This is a genomic window from uncultured Nostoc sp. (assembly GCF_937863485.1).
Lineage (GTDB): Bacteria > Cyanobacteriota > Cyanobacteriia > Cyanobacteriales > Nostocaceae > Nostoc.
The window spans coordinates 1-18484 of record NZ_CALMFY010000215.1 but is presented as its reverse complement, the minus strand read 5'-3'; the positions used below and the strand labels follow the sequence as shown (position 1 = coordinate 18484).

Annotated in this window: 13 protein-coding genes and 1 pseudogene; 3 read left to right on the top strand and 11 right to left on the bottom strand. The window is 43.1% G+C overall.

All coding sequences use genetic code 11. The features are described 5' to 3' along the window. Positions 1-150 precede the first annotated feature (150 nt). Both Q0541_RS28690 and Q0541_RS28685 read right to left on the bottom strand, forming a co-directional pair. The gene (locus Q0541_RS28690; RefSeq protein ID WP_298919319.1) at positions 151-855 is read right to left on the bottom strand and encodes a hypothetical protein; all 705 of its coding nucleotides are present in this window, start codon (positions 853-855) and stop codon (positions 151-153) included. A 93-nt stretch (positions 856-948) separates the two neighbouring features. Then, the gene (locus tag Q0541_RS28685; RefSeq protein WP_298919317.1) at positions 949-2943 is read right to left on the bottom strand and encodes a heavy metal translocating P-type ATPase; all 1995 of its coding nucleotides are present in this window, start codon (positions 2941-2943) and stop codon (positions 949-951) included. Between the two features lie 864 nt (positions 2944-3807). Between Q0541_RS28685 and Q0541_RS28680 the strand changes: the two genes are divergently transcribed. Next, positions 3808-4191 carry a hypothetical protein gene (locus Q0541_RS28680; RefSeq protein WP_298919315.1) on the top strand — a complete coding sequence of 128 codons (384 nt, stop codon included), beginning with the start codon at positions 3808-3810 and terminating at the stop codon, positions 4189-4191. 278 nt (positions 4192-4469) lie between these two features. Here the strand turns inward: Q0541_RS28680 and Q0541_RS28675 are convergent, their stop codons facing one another. Further along, positions 4470-7145, bottom strand: coding sequence for an RNA helicase (locus tag Q0541_RS28675; RefSeq protein WP_298919313.1), 2676 nt, complete (start codon positions 7143-7145; stop codon positions 4470-4472). Between the two features lie 118 nt (positions 7146-7263). Further along, complete coding sequence (gene proC, locus Q0541_RS28670; RefSeq protein ID WP_298919311.1) at positions 7264-8082, bottom strand: pyrroline-5-carboxylate reductase; 819 nt, start codon at positions 8080-8082, stop codon at positions 7264-7266. A gap of 16 nt (positions 8083-8098) precedes the next feature. Here proC and Q0541_RS28665 point away from each other — a divergent pair, with 16 nt between their 5' ends. Next, positions 8099-8338 carry a hypothetical protein gene (locus tag Q0541_RS28665; protein ID WP_298919309.1) on the top strand — a complete coding sequence of 80 codons (240 nt, stop codon included), beginning with the start codon at positions 8099-8101 and terminating at the stop codon, positions 8336-8338. Positions 8339-8475: 137 nt separating this feature from the next. Here the strand turns inward: Q0541_RS28665 and Q0541_RS28660 are convergent, their stop codons facing one another. From Q0541_RS28660 to der, 6 genes are all read right to left on the bottom strand, one after another. Further along, positions 8476-9081 carry a cell division protein SepF gene (locus Q0541_RS28660; RefSeq protein WP_298919307.1) on the bottom strand — a complete coding sequence of 202 codons (606 nt, stop codon included), beginning with the start codon at positions 9079-9081 and terminating at the stop codon, positions 8476-8478. Between the two features lie 384 nt (positions 9082-9465). Continuing rightward, positions 9466-10134 carry a YggS family pyridoxal phosphate-dependent enzyme gene (locus tag Q0541_RS28655; RefSeq protein ID WP_298919305.1) on the bottom strand — a complete coding sequence of 223 codons (669 nt, stop codon included), beginning with the start codon at positions 10132-10134 and terminating at the stop codon, positions 9466-9468. Then, on the bottom strand, positions 10131-10409 hold the full coding sequence (gene pipX / locus Q0541_RS28650) for a transcriptional coactivator PipX (RefSeq protein WP_196514765.1): 279 nt from the start codon (positions 10407-10409) through the stop codon (positions 10131-10133). Before pipX ends, Q0541_RS28655 begins: the two co-directional genes overlap by 4 nt. 457 nt (positions 10410-10866) lie before the next feature. Continuing rightward, entirely contained in the window at positions 10867-12369 is a 1503-nt protein-coding gene (locus Q0541_RS28645; protein WP_298919301.1) for an anthranilate synthase component I, read from the bottom strand. Between the two features lie 124 nt (positions 12370-12493). After that, entirely contained in the window at positions 12494-13414 is a 921-nt protein-coding gene (locus Q0541_RS28640) for an energy-coupling factor transporter transmembrane protein EcfT (protein WP_298919299.1), read from the bottom strand. A gap of 398 nt (positions 13415-13812) precedes the next feature. Further along, on the bottom strand, positions 13813-15183 hold the full coding sequence (der, locus tag Q0541_RS28635) for a ribosome biogenesis GTPase Der (RefSeq protein WP_298919297.1): 1371 nt from the start codon (positions 15181-15183) through the stop codon (positions 13813-13815). Positions 15184-15387: 204 nt separating this feature from the next. Here der and Q0541_RS28630 point away from each other — a divergent pair. Further along, positions 15388-15474: pseudogene (locus Q0541_RS28630) on the top strand (CRISPR-associated endonuclease Cas2); the annotation flags it as partial. 438 nt (positions 15475-15912) lie between these two features. Here Q0541_RS28630 and nifH read toward each other — a convergent pair. Beyond that, positions 15913-16803 (bottom strand): nitrogenase iron protein, encoded by an 891-nt coding sequence (gene nifH, locus Q0541_RS28625; protein ID WP_298919296.1) that lies wholly within the window; start codon positions 16801-16803, stop codon positions 15913-15915. Between the last annotated feature and the right edge of the window lie 1681 nt (positions 16804-18484).

The window sequence follows — 18484 nt, the reverse complement described above, 5'->3', positions numbered from 1 at the left end:
TGGCATTAGTTAATGCGTTCCCCTGCAATACTAATGCATCCTCCTGCATTAAAAACGCTACGCTTTTATGCAAAACTGTACTTAGTATTAAGAACGTTGTCTCCATAGTTTCTCTACGCCCTAGCAAGCAAACTGATGTTTAGCATACCACTACTCACTTGGGTTCAGTACAACGATAATTTCTGCTAACCTGATTCCCAGAGGTTTCCAGTGGGGATTGCTGGAGGAAAAAGTAGCATCCCCGGAAACAGCTTGGTAGTCATTAGGGAACTTTTCGTAAGCATTAGGAGCCGTGTCTACTCGTAAAATCAGTTTGCCTTGATAACGAGATAATTTACTACTATCCAACAAAATAGTACCGCCGTAGTCCCACGCCAATCCATAAAGTTTAAAGTTACCTAATTTCTTGCGTAACTCGCTCAAGGGGGTTCCGACACCGATACCTTCGCGGGTTTTCCAAGCTGAACCCAAGTTACGCACATCTAAAGGTTTAGTACGAGTATTATCACTCCAAACTACCAAGAGCGTAGATGCAAAGCAGCTTGTCGTTAGACATCGCCCCTGATTTAGGTTTACCTGCGTAGCTGCAAAACTACCCATTCCTTCAGCGCCTGAAATGGTTTTATCAATGAGATGGGATGCACCAAACAGCTTCACTAAATCTTGCTTGATGGTTTTGCGTGTAATCGGCCCCACTCTTTCCCCAGGAACAATCAAGGTGTCTGTTAATGGTTGCGATTTAGCAACAGTCACTGGATGATTGATTTTCTGGGGTAGTGCAAAGACTGGGTTTTCTGAATAGTTTAGTAGTAAAGCTAAAGTAGCTGTAGCAATACCTTTGATTGATGAATTCATGGGTTCTATTTTGGGTAGCAGAATATGAGTGAGAAGCGTTAAATAAATAACTCCTTACTCTTTAGTTTTAACTTCTACAATTTCCCAATAATTTTATTTCATCGCTCTAGTTGCATTGAAAATTGCAAGCATTGCTACTCCAACATCAGCAAAGACAGCTTCCCACATTGTCGCTATCCCGAAAATACCCAATCCAATAAATACAGCTTTAATTGCTAAAGCAAACCCAATATTTTGCCAAACAATTTTGCGGGTCTTTCTAGCAATTTGTATTGCTTCTGCGACTTTTGATGGTGCATCTGTCATGATCACAATATCAGCAGTTTCTATCGCCGCATCTGAGCCTAACCCACCCATTGCCATGCCAACATCTGCTCTAGCAATCACTGGCGCATCATTAATACCATCGCCAATGAAGGCAACTTTACCATGCTTGCCGGCGCTGCTGAGTAACTTCTCAATGGCATTGACTTTTTCTTCAGGTAATAACTCTGCTTCGTAGGTATCTATGCCAAGCTGTTGAGCAATCTGGGAGGCGATCGCTTGATTATCTCCTGTCAACATGACTGTTTTCTCTACACCCATTCGCTTGAGTGCTTGAATAGCGTGTCTCGCATCTTCTTTAAGTTCATCAGCAATGACAATATACCCAGCGTAAATATTATCCACTGCTAGATGAATAACTGTTCCCTGTAACTGGCAATTATCATGAGCAATCTTCTCTCTATGCAATAGGCGATCGCTTCCCGCTATTACTACCTGATTTTTAACCTTGGCTCTAATTCCATAACCTGCTATTTCTTCATAATCTCTCACATCTAATGCATCGATTTTTTCACCATAAGCATTGCGGATAGATTGGGCAATAGGATGATTTGAATGCGATTCTACTTTGGCTGCCAATTGCAACAGTTCTTGTTCATTAAAGCCATTTTGTGGTACTATTCTTGCTACTTTAAATACTCCTTTAGTTAACGTTCCGGTTTTATCAAAAACAACTGTATTGACTGCATTTAAACTATCTAAAAATGTAGAGCCTTTAACCAAAATACCACGTTTAGCAGCACCTCCTACACCTCCAAAGTAACCTAATGGAATACTGATAACTAGTCCACACGGACAGGAAATAACTAACAAAATTAGGGCCCGATAAACCCATTCTGAAGAAGTTGCGCCAGAAATGAATAAAGGAGGTAACAAAGCAACCGCTAGAGATGTAAAAACTACTATTGGCGTATAATATCGGGCAAATTTAGTAATAAACTTCTCTGTTTCTGCTTTTTTACTTTTAGCATTTTGCACCAAGTCTAAAATCTTAGCAATGGAAGATTCATCAAAAAGTTTTGTTACTTTAATGCTGAGAACACCCATTTTATTGATCATCCCAGCCAAAACTGTCTCTCCCAGCTTCACCGTTCGCGGCACAGATTCTCCAGTTAATGCAGATGTATCAACTTGCGAATTACCATCTATAATCTCACCATCTAAGGGAATTTTTTCTCCAGGTTTGACAACGATAATATCCCCAATCTTTACCGTTTCTGGCGATACTTTCTTAAGTTCTCCCTCTATTTTGATATTGGCATAGTCTGCGCGGACTTCTAATAAAGCTTTAATAGAATTACGAGAACGACTAACGGCAATATCTTGAAACAATTCCCCAATTTTATAAAATAGCATGACTCCGACAGCTTCGGGTAATTTATGAATTGCGATCGCCCCTAATGTCGCTACTGCCATCAAAAATGTTTCATCAAATACTCTACCTCTGAGTATATTGCGCCCAGCAGTTTTTAAAACACTCCATCCACTTAATAAATAAGCTGGGATAAAAAGTAGATATTCACCTATTGAGTAGAATGTATTGTGTAATTGATTTTCAAAAATTACACCAGGTGCATATAAACTTAAAATCACTACCAAAGGCAATACCTCATTTTTCAGATTGAATTCTCCACCGTGGTCATGATCGTGGTCATGGTTATGATTCTCATCATGATTGTGATTATGAACATGGTTATGATTCTCGTGATGGTCATGTTCACAGTTAGAACAACCTGATGATTCTAAATGTACTTTGTGTTTCATTTTTTCTGTAGAGGCTAGTAAATTACTTGATATATGAGCCTTTTTCCAAATGTAATCAAAAAAAGAAGTTTTTACAAGTTGATAATTTAAGAATGAGAATCTATATCAGATTTATTATTAAATATTTGTCCTATCTTTTGGTTAAAATCAATATTTTTAATCTGTAAAGATAGCGATAGTAGTTCGTAATTGTATAGAATAATATTAGATATAGTTTTTGTTCGTAGTCAGGGATTTATCGCTCTGCCTAAGATTTTAAAGGGCTAGAGCCGCAAGGCGGAAGTCAAAAGTCAAAAGTCAAAAGTCAAAAGTATTACGGAATAAGCTCTTTAGGGCTTTTCAATGGTCTGCTTATTTACGCCGTGCTGTACTAGAGGCGCTGACTACGAGCTTTAATTTAATTAAGCCCTTATACTTAACATCAAGCAAACAATCACTATCTTGGGAATATCAGAGCTATTTCATTCTTATCTAGCTCACTTCAGAATGAATTCACCAGTTTAATAGTGAAAGTCGTCTTTAGAGGACTGAGAAAAGGTTATAGTCCGTTAAAACGGACTTTAGTTATTAGACTGGAGCTTGAGTTCTAGACGGTTTATGTATATAACGAAATAGAACTGTTAGGAATATACAGCGGATTAAAATTTTGTAAAGTACACAACTTAGGTTAGGTATCAAATTTAGACAGAAAGCCTGTTTGACTTGTGAATTCTGCTGTAGCAACTACTTTGTGCTCAAACTGGGTAGATATGGAACTTTCTTGAGTAACAAGTGTCAAGCTAGCTATTCTTAGGGAAAATTCACTTGAAGTTTGAAAGTGAATATAATACCCTAAACTAGTAGACAATTTTCTCAAGGAAATCTATGAACAAAAAAATTCTCCTGAATTTGCTTTCCTGTTCCTCTATTTTTGTATCGATGATGTCTACGCTGGCGGTATTTCATCCTGCCCATGCTAGTACTAGTATTACACAGAAATTAATGCACACACAAGACGGTCGTACCTGTATCACTAACCCACATGGGCAAAAAGATTTTGTGTGCATTCGAGATTCCGAGAGAAAGCAACCATATACCTCATCTACACGTTCCTCAACCATTGTCACATCAGTATCAGATCAGAATATTGCCATGTTGAACTTTACTGATGCGGAAAGCGATCGGGCAATTCAGTTATTTGGATGCGATTGTCCATTGTGTATAAATTCTTTGCGTCAGTTGCAGGGTACTGGAAACCTGGTTTATTAGGATTGAAAAGCGTTGACAGGGACTATAACTTCTGTTATATACATGTGATTAATCACGTATAAAACATATACGAAACCAAAAAAGCACTTTTAACCACTTACCACCACTATTGTTTGGTCAAATTTAAATTCATTGTTGGGGCAGTTTGTAGCATTACTTCAAAGACCTCAAATTAATGTTGATGAAGAGGACACACAGAGAGAAAAAGAGGCAAAGATGGACAGAGGCTTTTACGCAAAGAAATTATCAAATACTCTTTGTGCGTAAGAGCGTTCTGTTCATTCAACGACCTCATTCACAGGGAATCTATCAATCAACTGCATCGCCCGATGGGCATTACGCTGGAAAGAGTGTGGCAAATGGGGAACGTGGGGTATTTGCGATAATAAATCCAACGTCCGCCGTAAAATTCTTACTACATCGCCTTCATCCAAGGTGGTGTTCTCGCAAAGTTCTGTCCACTCCATTCCTAGCGCCCATTGTTCCACTATGGCAATTAACTCAAATTCCAACCATATAGGCAGCGCTACGTTATACCGCCGTTGTCGGTGGAACATTTGGTGGCGAATTCCCCGCAATTTTTTCAAGGCTTCTGCCACTTCATTACTAAGCTCAAAGTTAACCTTGCTATCTGGACGGGGCGTTTCCATCACCAAAGCGGCGGCGGCGGCGGCTAAATGGTGCGGATCTAAGTTGTCCAATTCACCACTAGCGAATACTAAACCCAACCACAATTCATTCTCCCCTCGAATGGCGGCAGCGATTCGCCCTAATTGTGTAGGGACTAAGTTATCTAAAGCGCCAAAGTGTTGCAGAATTGAAATTAAATTGAGAAATTCTTCCCAATGACGTTGTGACTGTTGCTCTACTTGCTCTTGCAACTGTTCGAGTTCGGCTTCTAGTTCCACATAGCGGGCGCGACGCTTGAAAAGCGTGGCAGCATTGCCTGATTGATGTAAGGGGTGAGCTTCTAATTGCTCTTGGATGGCGGCAGTTCGACTGAGTTGTTCTGTTACTTCTGGTGCCAAATACAAAGATTCTATCGGATTGGGAATACGCCCGGCGATCGCAAAGGTTTCTTGACTACCACGGCGCGACTGTCCTGGTTTCAAGGGCATCTCTGGCGGTGGTAGTACATCAGGTGGCACCTCAACTCGCGGCAGTTCAGCATACAAATCGACTACATCCCCTGTTGTTGCTACATACCAGCGGTTATCGTGCCCTAAGCATACCAAGTAAGGAGCTTGACCAGAACCAGGCGATTTTCCCACTAAGATTGCGGTTACAGGTGAAGGCACTGTGATATTTTTGCCTTTAAGACTCAACAGAGTTCCTGAGACTGCAAAGCCCAACATCATCCCCAATTCTTGTTGTCTATCATCCTGCGCTTGCTCTTGCAGGGTTTTCAATATCTGGCGTTCCACTTTCAGGCGTTGCCGCAATTTCTCATAAACAGCCAGTTCATTTTCATCAACTGCGGCGATTTGCTCATGAAGTTGAGCTAATTGTGTTTGCAGTTCGGCAATCTCATCGTATTCTGGTCTTAAATGCAAGGTGGCCATGTACTGCCCAAAGCTGCGTTCTATGAGTTCCCTGGTTTGCTCTAGGGTGTGGGTTTGCAGCAAATTGAGTACCATGCCATAACTGGGCGTAAACTGGCTTACTAGGGGGTCTGGCTTGGATGTTCCCAAATACGCGGCTTCTTTGGCTCCTTCAAAGGGAGTTTGGACTGTCACCACATGACCTTGTTTATCCATCCCCCGGCGGCCCGCCCGTCCCGCCATTTGCAAGAATTCGGAAGCGTTCAACAGGCGGTGTCCAGTGTCGGTACGCTTGGAAAGGGTAGAAATAACCGTTGTCCGGGCGGGCATATTAATTCCCGCTGCTAGTGTCTCGGTGGCGAATACTACTTTAATCAGCCCCTGCTGAAATAGTTCTTCTACCAGTGCTTTCCAAGCAGGCAAAATTCCGGCGTGGTGGGCGGCAATTCCTCGATATAGGGGTGCAATTTGTCCAGAACGCCCTGCTTCGGGATTGCGGACTAAAAAGTCATCAATCTGTTGGCGCAAAATCTGAGACTCTTCATTATTTACTAGCCATAAATCACCCACTTCTGCCACCGCTTTATCACATCCCCGGCGGCTGAAGATAAAGTAAATCGCTGGTAGCATATCTCGTTGCTCTAACTGGCTCAAGGTATAAATGATGCCAGGAGCCTCCGGTCTACCACTTCTCCCCTTCTCCCTTTCTCCCCCTCTCCCCTTCTTCTTCTGAAGGCGGGGGTTAATTTTGGTTTTGCTATCATTCAGCAGGGGAAATAACCCTTTGGGATTGCAAAAGTGAAATTCTAAGGGGACTGGGCGAAAATCGGAGTAAATCAGGTCTGTTGGGCCGTGAACGCGATTTAGCCAGTCGGTGAGTTGATCGCTGTTGGCAACCGTTGCTGAGAGGGCTGCCAGTTGCACTTCCCGAGGACAATAGATAATTGACTCTTCCCAAACTGTTCCGCGCTGGCGATCATTCATGTAGTGGCACTCATCAAGGATCACGGCGTCAACGTCTACTAATGAGATGCCAATTTGCCCAATGGGTGTGCCATAGAGCATATTTCGGAAAATTTCTGTAGTCATCACCAAAATCGGTGCATCCCTATTAATGGAAGCATCTCCAGTTAACAGTCCGACTTGATCAAACCCAAATTTTTCTCGAAAGTCACGTAATTTTTGATTCGACAGCGCCTTTAGGGGAGTAGTATAAAATACACGTTTTCCTCGCGACAGGGCGCGATAAATGGCGTATTCCCCGACTAATGTTTTACCCGAACCTGTGGGGGCACACACGACTACGGAGCGTCCGGCGTTCAGGGACGCGATCGCTTCTTTTTGAAACTGATCCAGTTCAAAGGGAAATATAGACCCTAAGTCAAGTTCTGGAGACGGCGCAGGATAATTCACTCAATCACATTTGCAACCAGATTGTTTACTATACTAACGAGTCTTTGTCAACTTCGTTAGGTTATGAGTTAGGAGTTAGAAGTTAAAACTCATAACTCCTGACTCATAACTCATAACTTTATTTTCCCAGTTCTTGCGATCGCTCTGTGGCAGCTTTTACTGCTTCAATTAAAGCTGAACGAAATCCTGCCTGTTCTAGCTTGGCAATCCCCGCAATGGTTGTACCACCAGGACTGGTAACCCGATCTTTGAGTTCTGCTGGGTGCAGTTTGGTTGACTCCAACAGTTTCGCTGTTCCCAATACGGTTTGCAAGGCTAGTTGATTGGCAATTGTTCTAGGTAAACCTGCGGCTACTCCGCCATCAGCAAGTGCTTCTACCAAGAGCGCCACGTAAGCCGGGCCGCTACCAGATAGCCCTGTAACAGCATCCATCAGCCCTTCTGACACTTCCACCACTTCCCCCACAGCAGAAAAAACTTGCTGTGCTATTTGGTGGTGCTTGGGGCTGGTGTATGCACCTAAACAAATCGCAGTAACTCCCGCCCCCACAGTTGCTGGGGTGTTGGGCATTGCTCTAATAACTGGCAATTGCACAAATGCAGCTTCTAGCTGGCTTAAAGGCACACCCGCCAAGATGGAAATGATTACGGGTGAGTGTTCTCTATTAATAATATCAATATCTGCTAATTCTTGAGCGATCGCGCTAAACACCTGCGGTTTCACTGCCAAAAAGACAACTTCTTTTGCTGCGGTGAAAACCTGGCTATTATCTCTGGTCACAGCAACATCGTATTGCTGTTTTAAAAAATCTAGGCGTGAAGATAGCGGTTCGCTAATTATGACTTCTGATGATTGATAAATTCCACGCGTGATTAGGCGGGATAAGAGCGCTTCTCCCATTACCCCACCACCAATTAAGCCAAATTTTATAGTCATTGATCATTAGTCATTAGTGAGCCAGCGCTTTTACAGGGGGTTTCCACGCCACTTGACGGCAGTTGCTTCTCCCTACAGCCCTTTGGGCATCAAGAAGGCAGGCGCTAGCCTCTCACGAATGGGAGAAGGGGAGACGCGCAAGGGCGCACTGCCTCTTTTATGGCGACGGCACTTCCTTCAAGTCGGCAAAGCCGCCCAACGGAGTGCCTTGGGAACCCGTCCACCGCAGTCGCTCCCCATGAGTGACTGGCGTTAGCGTTCTACGCAGCGTCTCTAAGAGTTGCGGTAGCGTCACCTGTAAGGGTCATTAGTCATTAGTCGTTTGTCATTTGTCATTATGATCAAAACCCACGACAAATGACAAAGGACAAAGGACTAACAACTAATTTAACTTTATTGTGCCATCCGGTTAGTTTCGTTGCCCCAGGTTTGATTTGGAGAGCCTGTAGGACGAGAGGGACGGGCTGGCGGTTGTGGTACTTCATGAAGAACGCCACCTTGGGTGCTAACTTGGACACAGCTTGGCGTAAACAAGAAGATGCTCTCACCGATGCGCTCTTGATGCCCATCTAGTGCGTAAGTACCACCTGCAACAAAATCTACTGCTCGTTGAGCTTGATCTGGGTCCATTATTGTCAGATTTAATACTACTGACTTGCGTTCTCGCAACGCTTGAATTGCCTGGGGCATTTCTTCAAAGGTGCGTGGTTCGAGGACTAAAACTTCCGAAATTCCGTTAATTGCTCCTGGCATACCAATCACATTCCCCATTGGCTTTGAACCTGCTGCTATATCATCTCCCATTGTAGGCACTGGTTCCCGCCAGCGTCGATTTTGAGCGGTTGCGCTCTCTTGTGGTGCTGGTTGGGGATTTTCTTGCTGATACAGATTTTGGTAATTATTATTATTATCTGTTTCTGGTTCTTCTTCGTAATACTCGTATTCCACTTGCTCATTTAGACCCACAAAGTCTCTGAGTTTGGAAAAGATATTGTTCATTGTGTGTGTACTCTCCTGATGCGAATAGCCTGTTTTGACTTGGGTTAGGATTGATTGAACAAGGAGCGATGCCTACGGCGGTAAACTACGCTACATCGGTGGATATTTCAGCAAGTGTTTTGCTATTTGTAGCCCATACTACGAGTTTTGGCGATGAACTGACACTTATTGGAAAGGTCTGTGCATCGCCTAAACATAATAATGAGTCAAGATTATATCCTAAGGTTTGTCCGAAGGTAAGTTCTTTATACCCCATTTTCCCTTGGCGATTGCTCTTGTCAATACTATATCCTTTGTTTCCAATTGCACCAGTCTGTTACAAAATTCTTGTCATCAAATCCTGATCTCTATTAATACTGACCTCCAAGGCTGATGATCAACAGGCTAAGAGCGATCGCCAAACAATATTGTTCCTAATCGTACCATCGTTGCGCCTGCTTGCACTGCCAGTTCGTAGTCGCCTGACATACCCATAGATAGTTGCTGCATTTTAATGTGTGACCAGTTTTGCTCCTGGATTTCCTTTGCTAGCTCACGATTGAGATTAAATACATTCAAAATTTCCGGAGCATTTAATCCTGAAGGCGGAATTGTCATCAAACCTTGAATTTGTAAACTTTTGTATTGATTAAGTGTGGGTAAATCAGCCAAAAGTTCTGGCACACTCCAACCGGACTTGTTGGGATCAGGGAGAATTTTCACTTGCAGGCAAACCTGGGGACTCACTCCTAGCTGTTGCGCCAATTGATCTAAGCGCTGTGCTAGCTTCAAGTTATCGACGGAGTGAATCCAGGGGAATTGCTCGATGGCTTTTTTGGCTTTATTGCTTTGCAAATGTCCAATAAAGTGCCAGGTAATATCCGGTAAGTCTTGCAACTCGGCTTGTTTGCTGGCGGCTTCTTGGATACGACTCTCCGCAAAATCACGAATTCCTGCGGCATAGGCAGACCGAATGGCCTGGGCAGAAACTTGCTTGCTAACAGCAATCAATCGGACTGAAGTTGGCAGTGAGGAGCGAATGGAAACAATACGTTCGGAAATCGAACTGCTCATTGGAAGGTGCGTTGGAAAACACTCTGAAGCTGATCGTACTCCTGAGATTGTCCACTGCGACGCAGGGTACGTAAGCGATTTTCCAACATCATTCTAGCCTCAGTCCGTCCTAGAGACTGGAATTTAACACCTTTAACGTCATTTGCTACCAAAAAAAATAAGCGCTGGGCATAAAGTGTGGTGAACAAATCTTGGTTCTCATCAACCATACAGATTTTGTAGAGTAAACCCCAAGTTGGATGGTTTATGTAAGTTTCTGCGTTTTCTGAATTCATTTAAGAGTCAAGGTGGGAGTATGTATATCTTTTCGCAGTGAATTCCAAACATTCAGACGATAATACCAACATTCGCTTGAATATTTGCTTAAAATGCAAAACTGCGGTTACGAAGACCTTGATCTAGTTCCTAATGGGCAGATGAAGTTAGTGGTAGTGAAGCGAAATGGTACAACAGAAGCCGCAAAGCGTAGATTTTACAGAGTAGAGGCTGGTTGATAAACATCACCATCTGCTTTGGTGACTTCAATTTACCAATCTGTAGGGACAAGGCACAAAATAGTCCTGATCCTGTTGTTAAAGTTCGGCGTTGCCAGGAAAAACACCCTTTGAAGTTCCCAACGGCAACAGTGAACTTTTCAACTTCTTTCTATACTGCCACAACTGTCGCCTAATGGCGCAAAATAGCTAACAGAATAGGGGAGTGGAGAGTGGGGACAGCAAAGAAAACTATCTTCTATTGATTATCTAGCATTTTCAGCGCTGCCAGTTGTGCCTGAGCTTTGTGCAGAGATTCATACCATTCTTTCTCAGGATCGCTGTCTGCGACAATTCCTGCACCAACTTGTCCCCAGACAATGTTGAGTGCTGAGTGCTGGGGGATGAGTCTTGAGTGGGGAGATGAGGAAGAATTTACTTCCCCTACTTCTCCTGCTCCCCCACCTTGTTGAAACGCGGGAGCTAATAGCAGGGTGCGGATTAAGATATTTAAATCTAAATGACCACGCCAATCTAAATAGCCACAAGAACCGTAGAACAAGCTGCGCCGCACAGGTTCTAATTCTTCAATAATTTCCATGCAACGGACTTTCGGACAACCTGTAATTGTGCCACCTGGGAACGTGGCACGAATCAAATCAATGGTAGTGCATTCGCCTTTTAAAGTACCTTTGATGTTGCTGACAAGATGCATCACATGGCTATATCGCTCAATTGTCAGCAATTCGTCAACAGTAACCGTTCCCCATTCACAAACTCGCCCTAAATCATTGCGTTCCAAATCCACTAGCATGATGTGTTCTGCACGTTCTTTAGTGTTGCTGAGTAAATCTTGGGCCAGTTGCATATCTTGTTCTGGAGTGACACCACGCGATCGCGTTCCGGCGATCGGTCTAGTTTGGGCTTGCCGATTTTGCAACATTACTAACCGTTCCGGCGAACAACTGATCAGTTCCCCCCAAGGCGTTTGCCAATAGCTGGCAAAAGGAGAAGGATTGATTTTTTGCAAGGCTTGGTAAATTTCCCAACCAGAAGCCAATGTAGACGCTTGAAATCGCAATGAAAGATTTGCCTGAAAGATGTCTCCAGCTTGAATGTATTTTTTCACCTGGTTGACAGCTGTTTCATAATCTGCTTGAGATGTCAAAAACAGGGGGAGTGAAGAGGACACGGGGATGCGGGGACAGGGAGACACGGAGAATTCTTTCCCCGCGTCTTTCTTTGCTAACTTCTTTTCTAACTCATCAAGTCCACTTGCATCACTGGCGGCTAGCCAAAGAATTTGTTGTGCATGATCCAAAACGGCAAAACAATCTGGTTCGTACCAAAAAACTATGGGAAAGGGTAGGGGATCAATTTTATTACGGGGTAACTGTTCAATTTCCCATGCCACATCGTAGCCTAGCCAACCCAACCAACCGCCAGTAAAGGGGAGATGGGAAGCAGGGGAGGTAAATTCCTCCTCATGTCCCGCTACTCCTTGCTGTAACAACTTTTCTAGGAAGGGAAAAACCTCTCCTACTTCTGGTGTCCACATCTGTGGGGTGCCATCTACTAGGCGAGGAGCGCCTGCACAGATAGAATATCGGTTGAGTTGAGGATGATCGATTGGCGTTGGGTAGGGACTTTCTAGTAGGGTAGCAATTCCCGGTGCGGCGGTGGGGCGAAAAAGAGCAGCAAAAACTTCCGAACCTGTGCGCTTTTCTAAGGGTAGCGATCGCCAATACCAAGGCTTGGTCATACTGTTTAGAAGCGTTGTCAATAGTTAGTTAACAGTTTTCAGCAGTGAGTACAAATAACTACGACTACTGACCACTGACAAAATGCAATTATTTATTACCTATTACCATTTTCTCAGCGCAAAATTAGACCTGAGTTCCTATAGCTAGCCGTATTCCCCAAAATAAAATTAAAGTTGCAATAGCAAACCAGTCACGCCCTTTTAATCGTAAGTCGTGCCACTGGACTCGATGCTCATTGGGACTGGTAAAACCCCTCACCATCATTGCATTCGCCATTTGATCGGCTCGTAAGAGCAGATTTTCTAACAGTCTCTCTGCAACTGTCATCCAAACTTTGAATCCTCCTTTCAATCCCAACTTTTTCCAATTAATTGCCCTTGTCATCACGGAGCGAAATAAGTTTTGTACTTCTTCTAATACCAGGGGAATAAAGCGCAAGGACAAGGTTAAAGTTAAAGCAATTTCTGTAACAGGCAACTTCAGGCGTCGCAGGGGTTGCATTAGGCTTTCTATGCCAGATGTGATTTCTTCTGGTGCGGTTGTCAGCAGATACAGGTTGGTGCTGTAAATCACGGTAAATATAAGTGTACTCAGGCGTACTGCCAAATCCAAGGAATAGCGAGTTACTTTCACCGGGCCTTTGTGAAATAGCACGTAGCTGTATTCTTTTTTCTCAATTACTTGCTCTGGAACAATATTATTGGAGTTTGATGGCTGGCTTAATATTTGTTCATTAATTGGCAGGCGTGGCTGATAATCTACACCCATTCCATCAGGACTGATGGCTCCGATCGCTAAAACAAAAAACGATAGCATTAACAGCCAACCCATTTGCTGCTGCCATACTCGTCGAGGAATCCTGGCAATCAAGGTGGCAATAATTAATACTACCACTAGCAGCACCCGCCAAAAGTTGTTAGCCAAAATATAGCTTGTTAAAAAGCTCATCAACCAGGCGAACTTGACTCGCGGATCGATTTTATGCAGCCAAGTTTGGGGTTGTTCTAAATAAAGTCCAAGTGGCAGCGATCGCAATAAATCCATTTTAAAGTTAAGAGTTAGGAGTTAGCAGTTTTGACTTTAACAGGACTTACGCATTGAAAACCTGAAACCTCAATCCTCCTTTAAAAACGCTATGGTGTACGCACAAGTCGAAAAAAGCTCGATTTATTTCCCATTATTCTCTCGTTCCTATGCTCTGCATGGGAATGGCTAATTAGGGGCTGCTGCCTCCACTCAGAAATTGAGTCAGAGCCTCAATTAATGCATTCCCACGCGGAGCATGGGAACGAGGAACTCTCATAACTTTCACCTTGTACCGTTATCAAACTCAAGTCGATAGGGTTCTATAGTTAGGAAGCAATTCTGACTTTAACTCATAACATCCTGTACAGACGCGATTAATCACGTCTATCCTGTACAGACGCGATTAATCGCGTCTCCTAACTTAATTTAACGCGAGTTGCTCTATTAACATTACCAATTTCGGCATCACGGACTTTTTTACTCCGCCACAGTAAAATCATTGGCGTGCCCTTGAATCCTAGCTGTTGCCGGAATTGACGTTCAATGTAGCGGCGGTAGTTGTCGTTGAAGCGTTTGGAATCATTGACAAATAAGGCGATCGTTGGTGGTTGGCTACTTACTTGTGTACCATAATAAATCTTGCCTTGACGCCCACCACGGGATGCTGGCGGTGAATGCCAACTGACGGCATCTGTTAAGACTTCGTTAATAACTGATGTGCTGACACGGCGTTTGTGTGATTCAGCCGCCGTTTTCACCAACTCTAGAATTTTTTCTACCCGTTGTCCTGACAAGGCACTCACAAAGATTGTTTCTGCCCATTCGGTAAAATGTAACCGTGATTGCAGAGTTTTTTCGTAATCGTAGATTGTGTAAGAATCTTTTTCGACAGCATCCCACTTATTAACGACGATGATGCAAGCTCGACCTTCTTCGATAATCCGCCCAGCTAATTTTTGGTCTTGCTCAGTTACTCCATCTACAGCATCTAGTACTAATAAAACCACGTCAGCGCGGCGAATCGCTTTGAAAGCACGGTTAATACTAAAGAATTCTGTGCCGTATTCTATGTGTTTCTTTTTGCGAATGCCAGCGGTGTCAATTAAGCGGTAGCTTTGCCCGTCTCGTTCAATGAAAGTATCAATAGCATCGCGGGTGGTGCCGGAAATTGGGCTGACAATTGCCCTCTCTTCCCCGACAAAAGAATTGAGTAAGCTAGATTTGCCCACATTTGGGCGTCCCACAATTGCTACTTTGATTTCATTCGTTTCTGGGATGTCCTCAATAGCAGGTATGTGATTAATTAACTCATCAAGTAACTCTCCTGTACCACTGCCATGAATCGCGGAAATGGCGTAAGGTTCGCCCAATCCCAATTCCCAAAATTCGGCAGCTTGGATTAAGCCTTGTTCTGGGGATTCACATTTATTTACAGTTAGTAGCACAGGTACGCGTTGTTGGCGCATCCATTCGGCGATTTCTAAATCTGCCAATGTGGGGCCTGTTTTACCATCTACTACAAAAATAGCGGCACATGCTTCTGCAAGCGCTGTCATTGCTTGCTGGCGAATTAGTGGTAAAAATTCGGTATCATCATTAAAGACTAAACCACCAGTGTCTACGACTAAAAATTCGCGACCATTCCAGAAAGCTGGCATGTAAGTGCGATCGCGTGTCACTCCCGGTTCATCATGGACAATCGCCGTTTGTTCCCCGGCGAGTCGATTAACCAGGGTGGATTTGCCCACATTTGGGCGTCCGATAATTGCAACAATTGGCAGTGCCATAAAACCAGGGTAAGTCAGAGACGTAGTATATCACGTACTTACATTTTACTCACTTTAAACTTGAAATTTTAATAATTTCCCCAGTATTTGGATTTGAACAATGGGAACTACGGTGCTACTCAGCGCTTCAGCAGACACGCTCAAGTCCTTAAGTCCGATATCATTTCCACTAAGTATTAAAGCTGCGATCGCGTTTAGCTAATATTGATTAAACCCGACACTGACAGCGTTCGCTTTTATTTTCTCTGTGGCTGTTGTCAGCGAAAAGCCGAAAATATTAGCAAAGAATAGCCACGGGACGAAACAATTTTCTTTGCTGAGTCCCTTTCTAGCTAGGTTCCTGCATACCAATTAAATATAGCTTGGATTTCAGACTCCTGCGATCGCAATTAATTAAAATTTTTATTAGGGATTGAAACATATTTTTTGTAATTCTAATATGGAAATTTTGGATTACTAGGACTTACGCAAAAAACCTCTCAAATCATTCCTCCGTGTCGCGCCAGTTGCTGCAAGTCGGGGAACCGCAAGGGCGCACTGGCTTCTCTGTGTCTGGAGTGGTTCGTTCTTTCATGACCCGTGCGTAAGTCCTGATTACAATTCATCAAAATCCCTATTAAGAATCAAAATAATATTATTTATCTAAAGTTAATCGCTTTCTTGCTGATTTTTAACCAAAAAAAGGTGGGCAAGCAGCCCACCCTAGTCCATTATTTACTTAATACTACTTTATACAGGTGCTTCAGTAGCAGTCTTGCCAACCAACATTGCAGCATTTTCGTCGCTTTCGAGAATACCGAATTCAATCAACAATTCTTCTAGTTCTTCCATCTCGATAGGTGTGGGGATAGTCAGATTCTTGTTGTTGATGATCTTTGTACCTAATGTCCGATATTCATTAGCTTGGTTGCTGTCAGGTGCATACTCGTTAACAGTCATGCGGCGCAATTCTGCGTGTTGCACAATGTTGTCACGAGGTACGTAGTGAATCATTTGGGTGTTCAACCGTTTTGCCAGGGTTTCGATTAGGTCGATTTCCCGGTCAGTATTACGGCTATTACAAATCAGACCACCCAAACGCACGCCACCAGTGTGAGCATACTTGAGAACACCACGAGCAATGTTGTTAGCAGCGTACATTGCCATCATTTCACCCGATGTGACGATGTAGATTTCTTGTGCTTTACCTTCACGAATAGGCATAGCAAAACCACCGCACACAACGTCACCTAATACGTCGTAAGAAATAAAGTCTAGGTTTTGGTAAGCACCGTTTTCTTCCAAGAAGTTGATGGCGGTGATGATACCACGACCTGCACAACCTACACCGGGTTCTGGACCACCAGACTCTACGCAAAGAACGTCACGGAAACCCTTGAGCATCACTTCATGGAGTTCTATATCTTCTACTGCACCACGTTCAGCAGCGAGGTGAAGAACGGTTGTTTGAGCCTTGCTATGTAGCATCAAACGGGTAGAGTCAGCTTTAGGGTCGCAACCGACAATAAGAATGCGTTTACCCACTTCAGCCATTGCTGCTAGGGTATTTTGAGAGGTGGTAGATTTACCAATACCGCCTTTACCATAGAAAGCTATTTGTCTAATCTTTTCTTCAGTCATGGTTGTGTTTTCCTAAAATGATTTAGCTGATGGGTCGCAAGCTTGATGTGAGATATTCACCCTTGGTGGTGTTGGGAAGTAGAGCCTGTTGGCGTAGACGTGTAGGAACTTGTCGCTACACATCGCATCCTGACAAAAACATTTAAAATCAGAACATATTTACCCACGAAGCGTAGACGCAGAGCGACTTGTCGTCAGACATCACTTAAGGGATAGAGAAATCTCTATTTCCTAATAACAAAGCCTTTAAAACTTTGACTTCAGCATTGTTCAGTTGTTGTAACAGAATTCCAAATGGTTGCTCAAGCCTCAAGAGTGGTTGCAGCAGGAATTCAAATGAACGCAGATTTGTTCTCTGAACCACACAACCAACCAAATTGCAATCCACTCTTAAATGGTCGCTACAACTTCTATGATTTTGCTGATGTGAAGTCGCCAAGAACTTCAATAGCGCTTCTCGTTTCGTGATTGATGCAGCAGGATAAATTCCAGCCTAAAAGTGGTAGCTACAGGTGCAGTACTATAAAGCCTGCACAGGCAACCCCTAACACTCTGGCTTAGACAATATCTTAGTAACTTTTGACAGTATGCTTAAATTCCTGAAAATTCTGGAACTACACCATTCTGCTTGAAGTTTTCCTTCCAAAAGTCAGCAACTGCTTCAACTTAGTTCGCGGTTGCAAATGTTTGTTCCCGCAAGATTAAGTTCGTAAATATTCTGTATTTCTATGGATTTGTCAGGCTGTACTAAGAGTCTTTCTTCCCAGACTCCAAGAGTAATTGCCTTTAGCGGGTAATGCTCTAGCTAGGTTAGCCAACTCTTATTGGCTCATACCCAGATAAATTTCGATTGACTTCAAGTTGTTACAAAGGCTACTATCCTACTCAATCTAGTTTTAGATTTTTGTGGCAAAAAGATGTAGCGAATTGAAGCGGACTTACCAGAGCAAAAAAACTTTCTTGAGCTTGCCTCAAACTTGTCTTGAAGTCTTTTTGTGTTTTCACTTTTTTGATTCCTATAAAAACCATAACATACATCTCACTAGTTTATTTGTTGAATCTCAAATTATTTATCTACTTGCCCGAAGATTATCCTTAGGATCTTTAATAGTCATAAGTTACATGCTCACAGGTTACCGATTAGTGAAATTATTTATCATAGCCAAGATGTGCAGTTAGATACTTTTGGGTATTTTAGAAAAGTATTTAAAAGTAATGTTTTACAACCAAAACAAAATTTATTATTTTTACGCTCAAAAATTTCGTCACGAAAGTAGATTAAATAACTCACACAATTTCATCCGATAATATCAAGTTGGCTTAATTACCTATAATTCAAAACTCCCTCTGCCCCCTACGGTTTTAATGATAAAACTTTCACCGGACAGAAATGACACTGTTTCACTTTAATAATCATATAAATACGTTGGTAGGGGCACACCAATTGCTGATCCGTGTTAACTTAAGCTAAAATCCCCATAAAACCTCGTTTCCAGCCAGAAGCTGGAAATGCAAATCAATTGCGGCTCTGCTGCGAGTCAGGGAGGCGGCAGCCCCAAAATAGGCGTTCCCAGTCGGAAACTAGGAACGAGGTAAACGAGGTAATGTCTCAAAGCATTCTCGCTTACTATAGGACTGATATTTGATTTTTGAAATATACGTAGGGTGCGTTATGCCAAAG

Bases quoted from the DNA above. Each gene is read 5' to 3' on its own strand.
- Q0541_RS28690 (WP_298919319.1), bottom strand. From the start codon at position 855: ATGAATTCATCAATCAAAGGTATTGCTACAGCTACTTTAGCTTTACTA.
- Q0541_RS28685 (WP_298919317.1), bottom strand. From the start codon at position 2,943: ATGAAACACAAAGTACATTTAGAATCATCAGGTTGTTCTAACTGTGAA.
- nifH (WP_298919296.1), bottom strand. From the start codon at position 16,803: ATGACTGAAGAAAAGATTAGACAAATAGCTTTCTATGGTAAAGGCGGT.
- Q0541_RS28640 (WP_298919299.1), bottom strand. From the start codon at position 13,414: ATGGATTTATTGCGATCGCTGCCACTTGGACTTTATTTAGAACAACCC.
- Q0541_RS28660 (WP_298919307.1), bottom strand. From the start codon at position 9,081: ATGAACAATATCTTTTCCAAACTCAGAGACTTTGTGGGTCTAAATGAG.
- Q0541_RS28645 (WP_298919301.1), bottom strand. From the start codon at position 12,369: ATGACCAAGCCTTGGTATTGGCGATCGCTACCCTTAGAAAAGCGCACA.
- Q0541_RS28680 (WP_298919315.1), top strand. From the start codon at position 3,808: ATGAACAAAAAAATTCTCCTGAATTTGCTTTCCTGTTCCTCTATTTTT.
- proC (WP_298919311.1), bottom strand. From the start codon at position 8,082: ATGACTATAAAATTTGGCTTAATTGGTGGTGGGGTAATGGGAGAAGCG.
- Q0541_RS28655 (WP_298919305.1), bottom strand. From the start codon at position 10,134: ATGAGCAGTTCGATTTCCGAACGTATTGTTTCCATTCGCTCCTCACTG.
- pipX (WP_196514765.1), bottom strand. From the start codon at position 10,409: ATGAATTCAGAAAACGCAGAAACTTACATAAACCATCCAACTTGGGGT.
- der (WP_298919297.1), bottom strand. From the start codon at position 15,183: ATGGCACTGCCAATTGTTGCAATTATCGGACGCCCAAATGTGGGCAAA.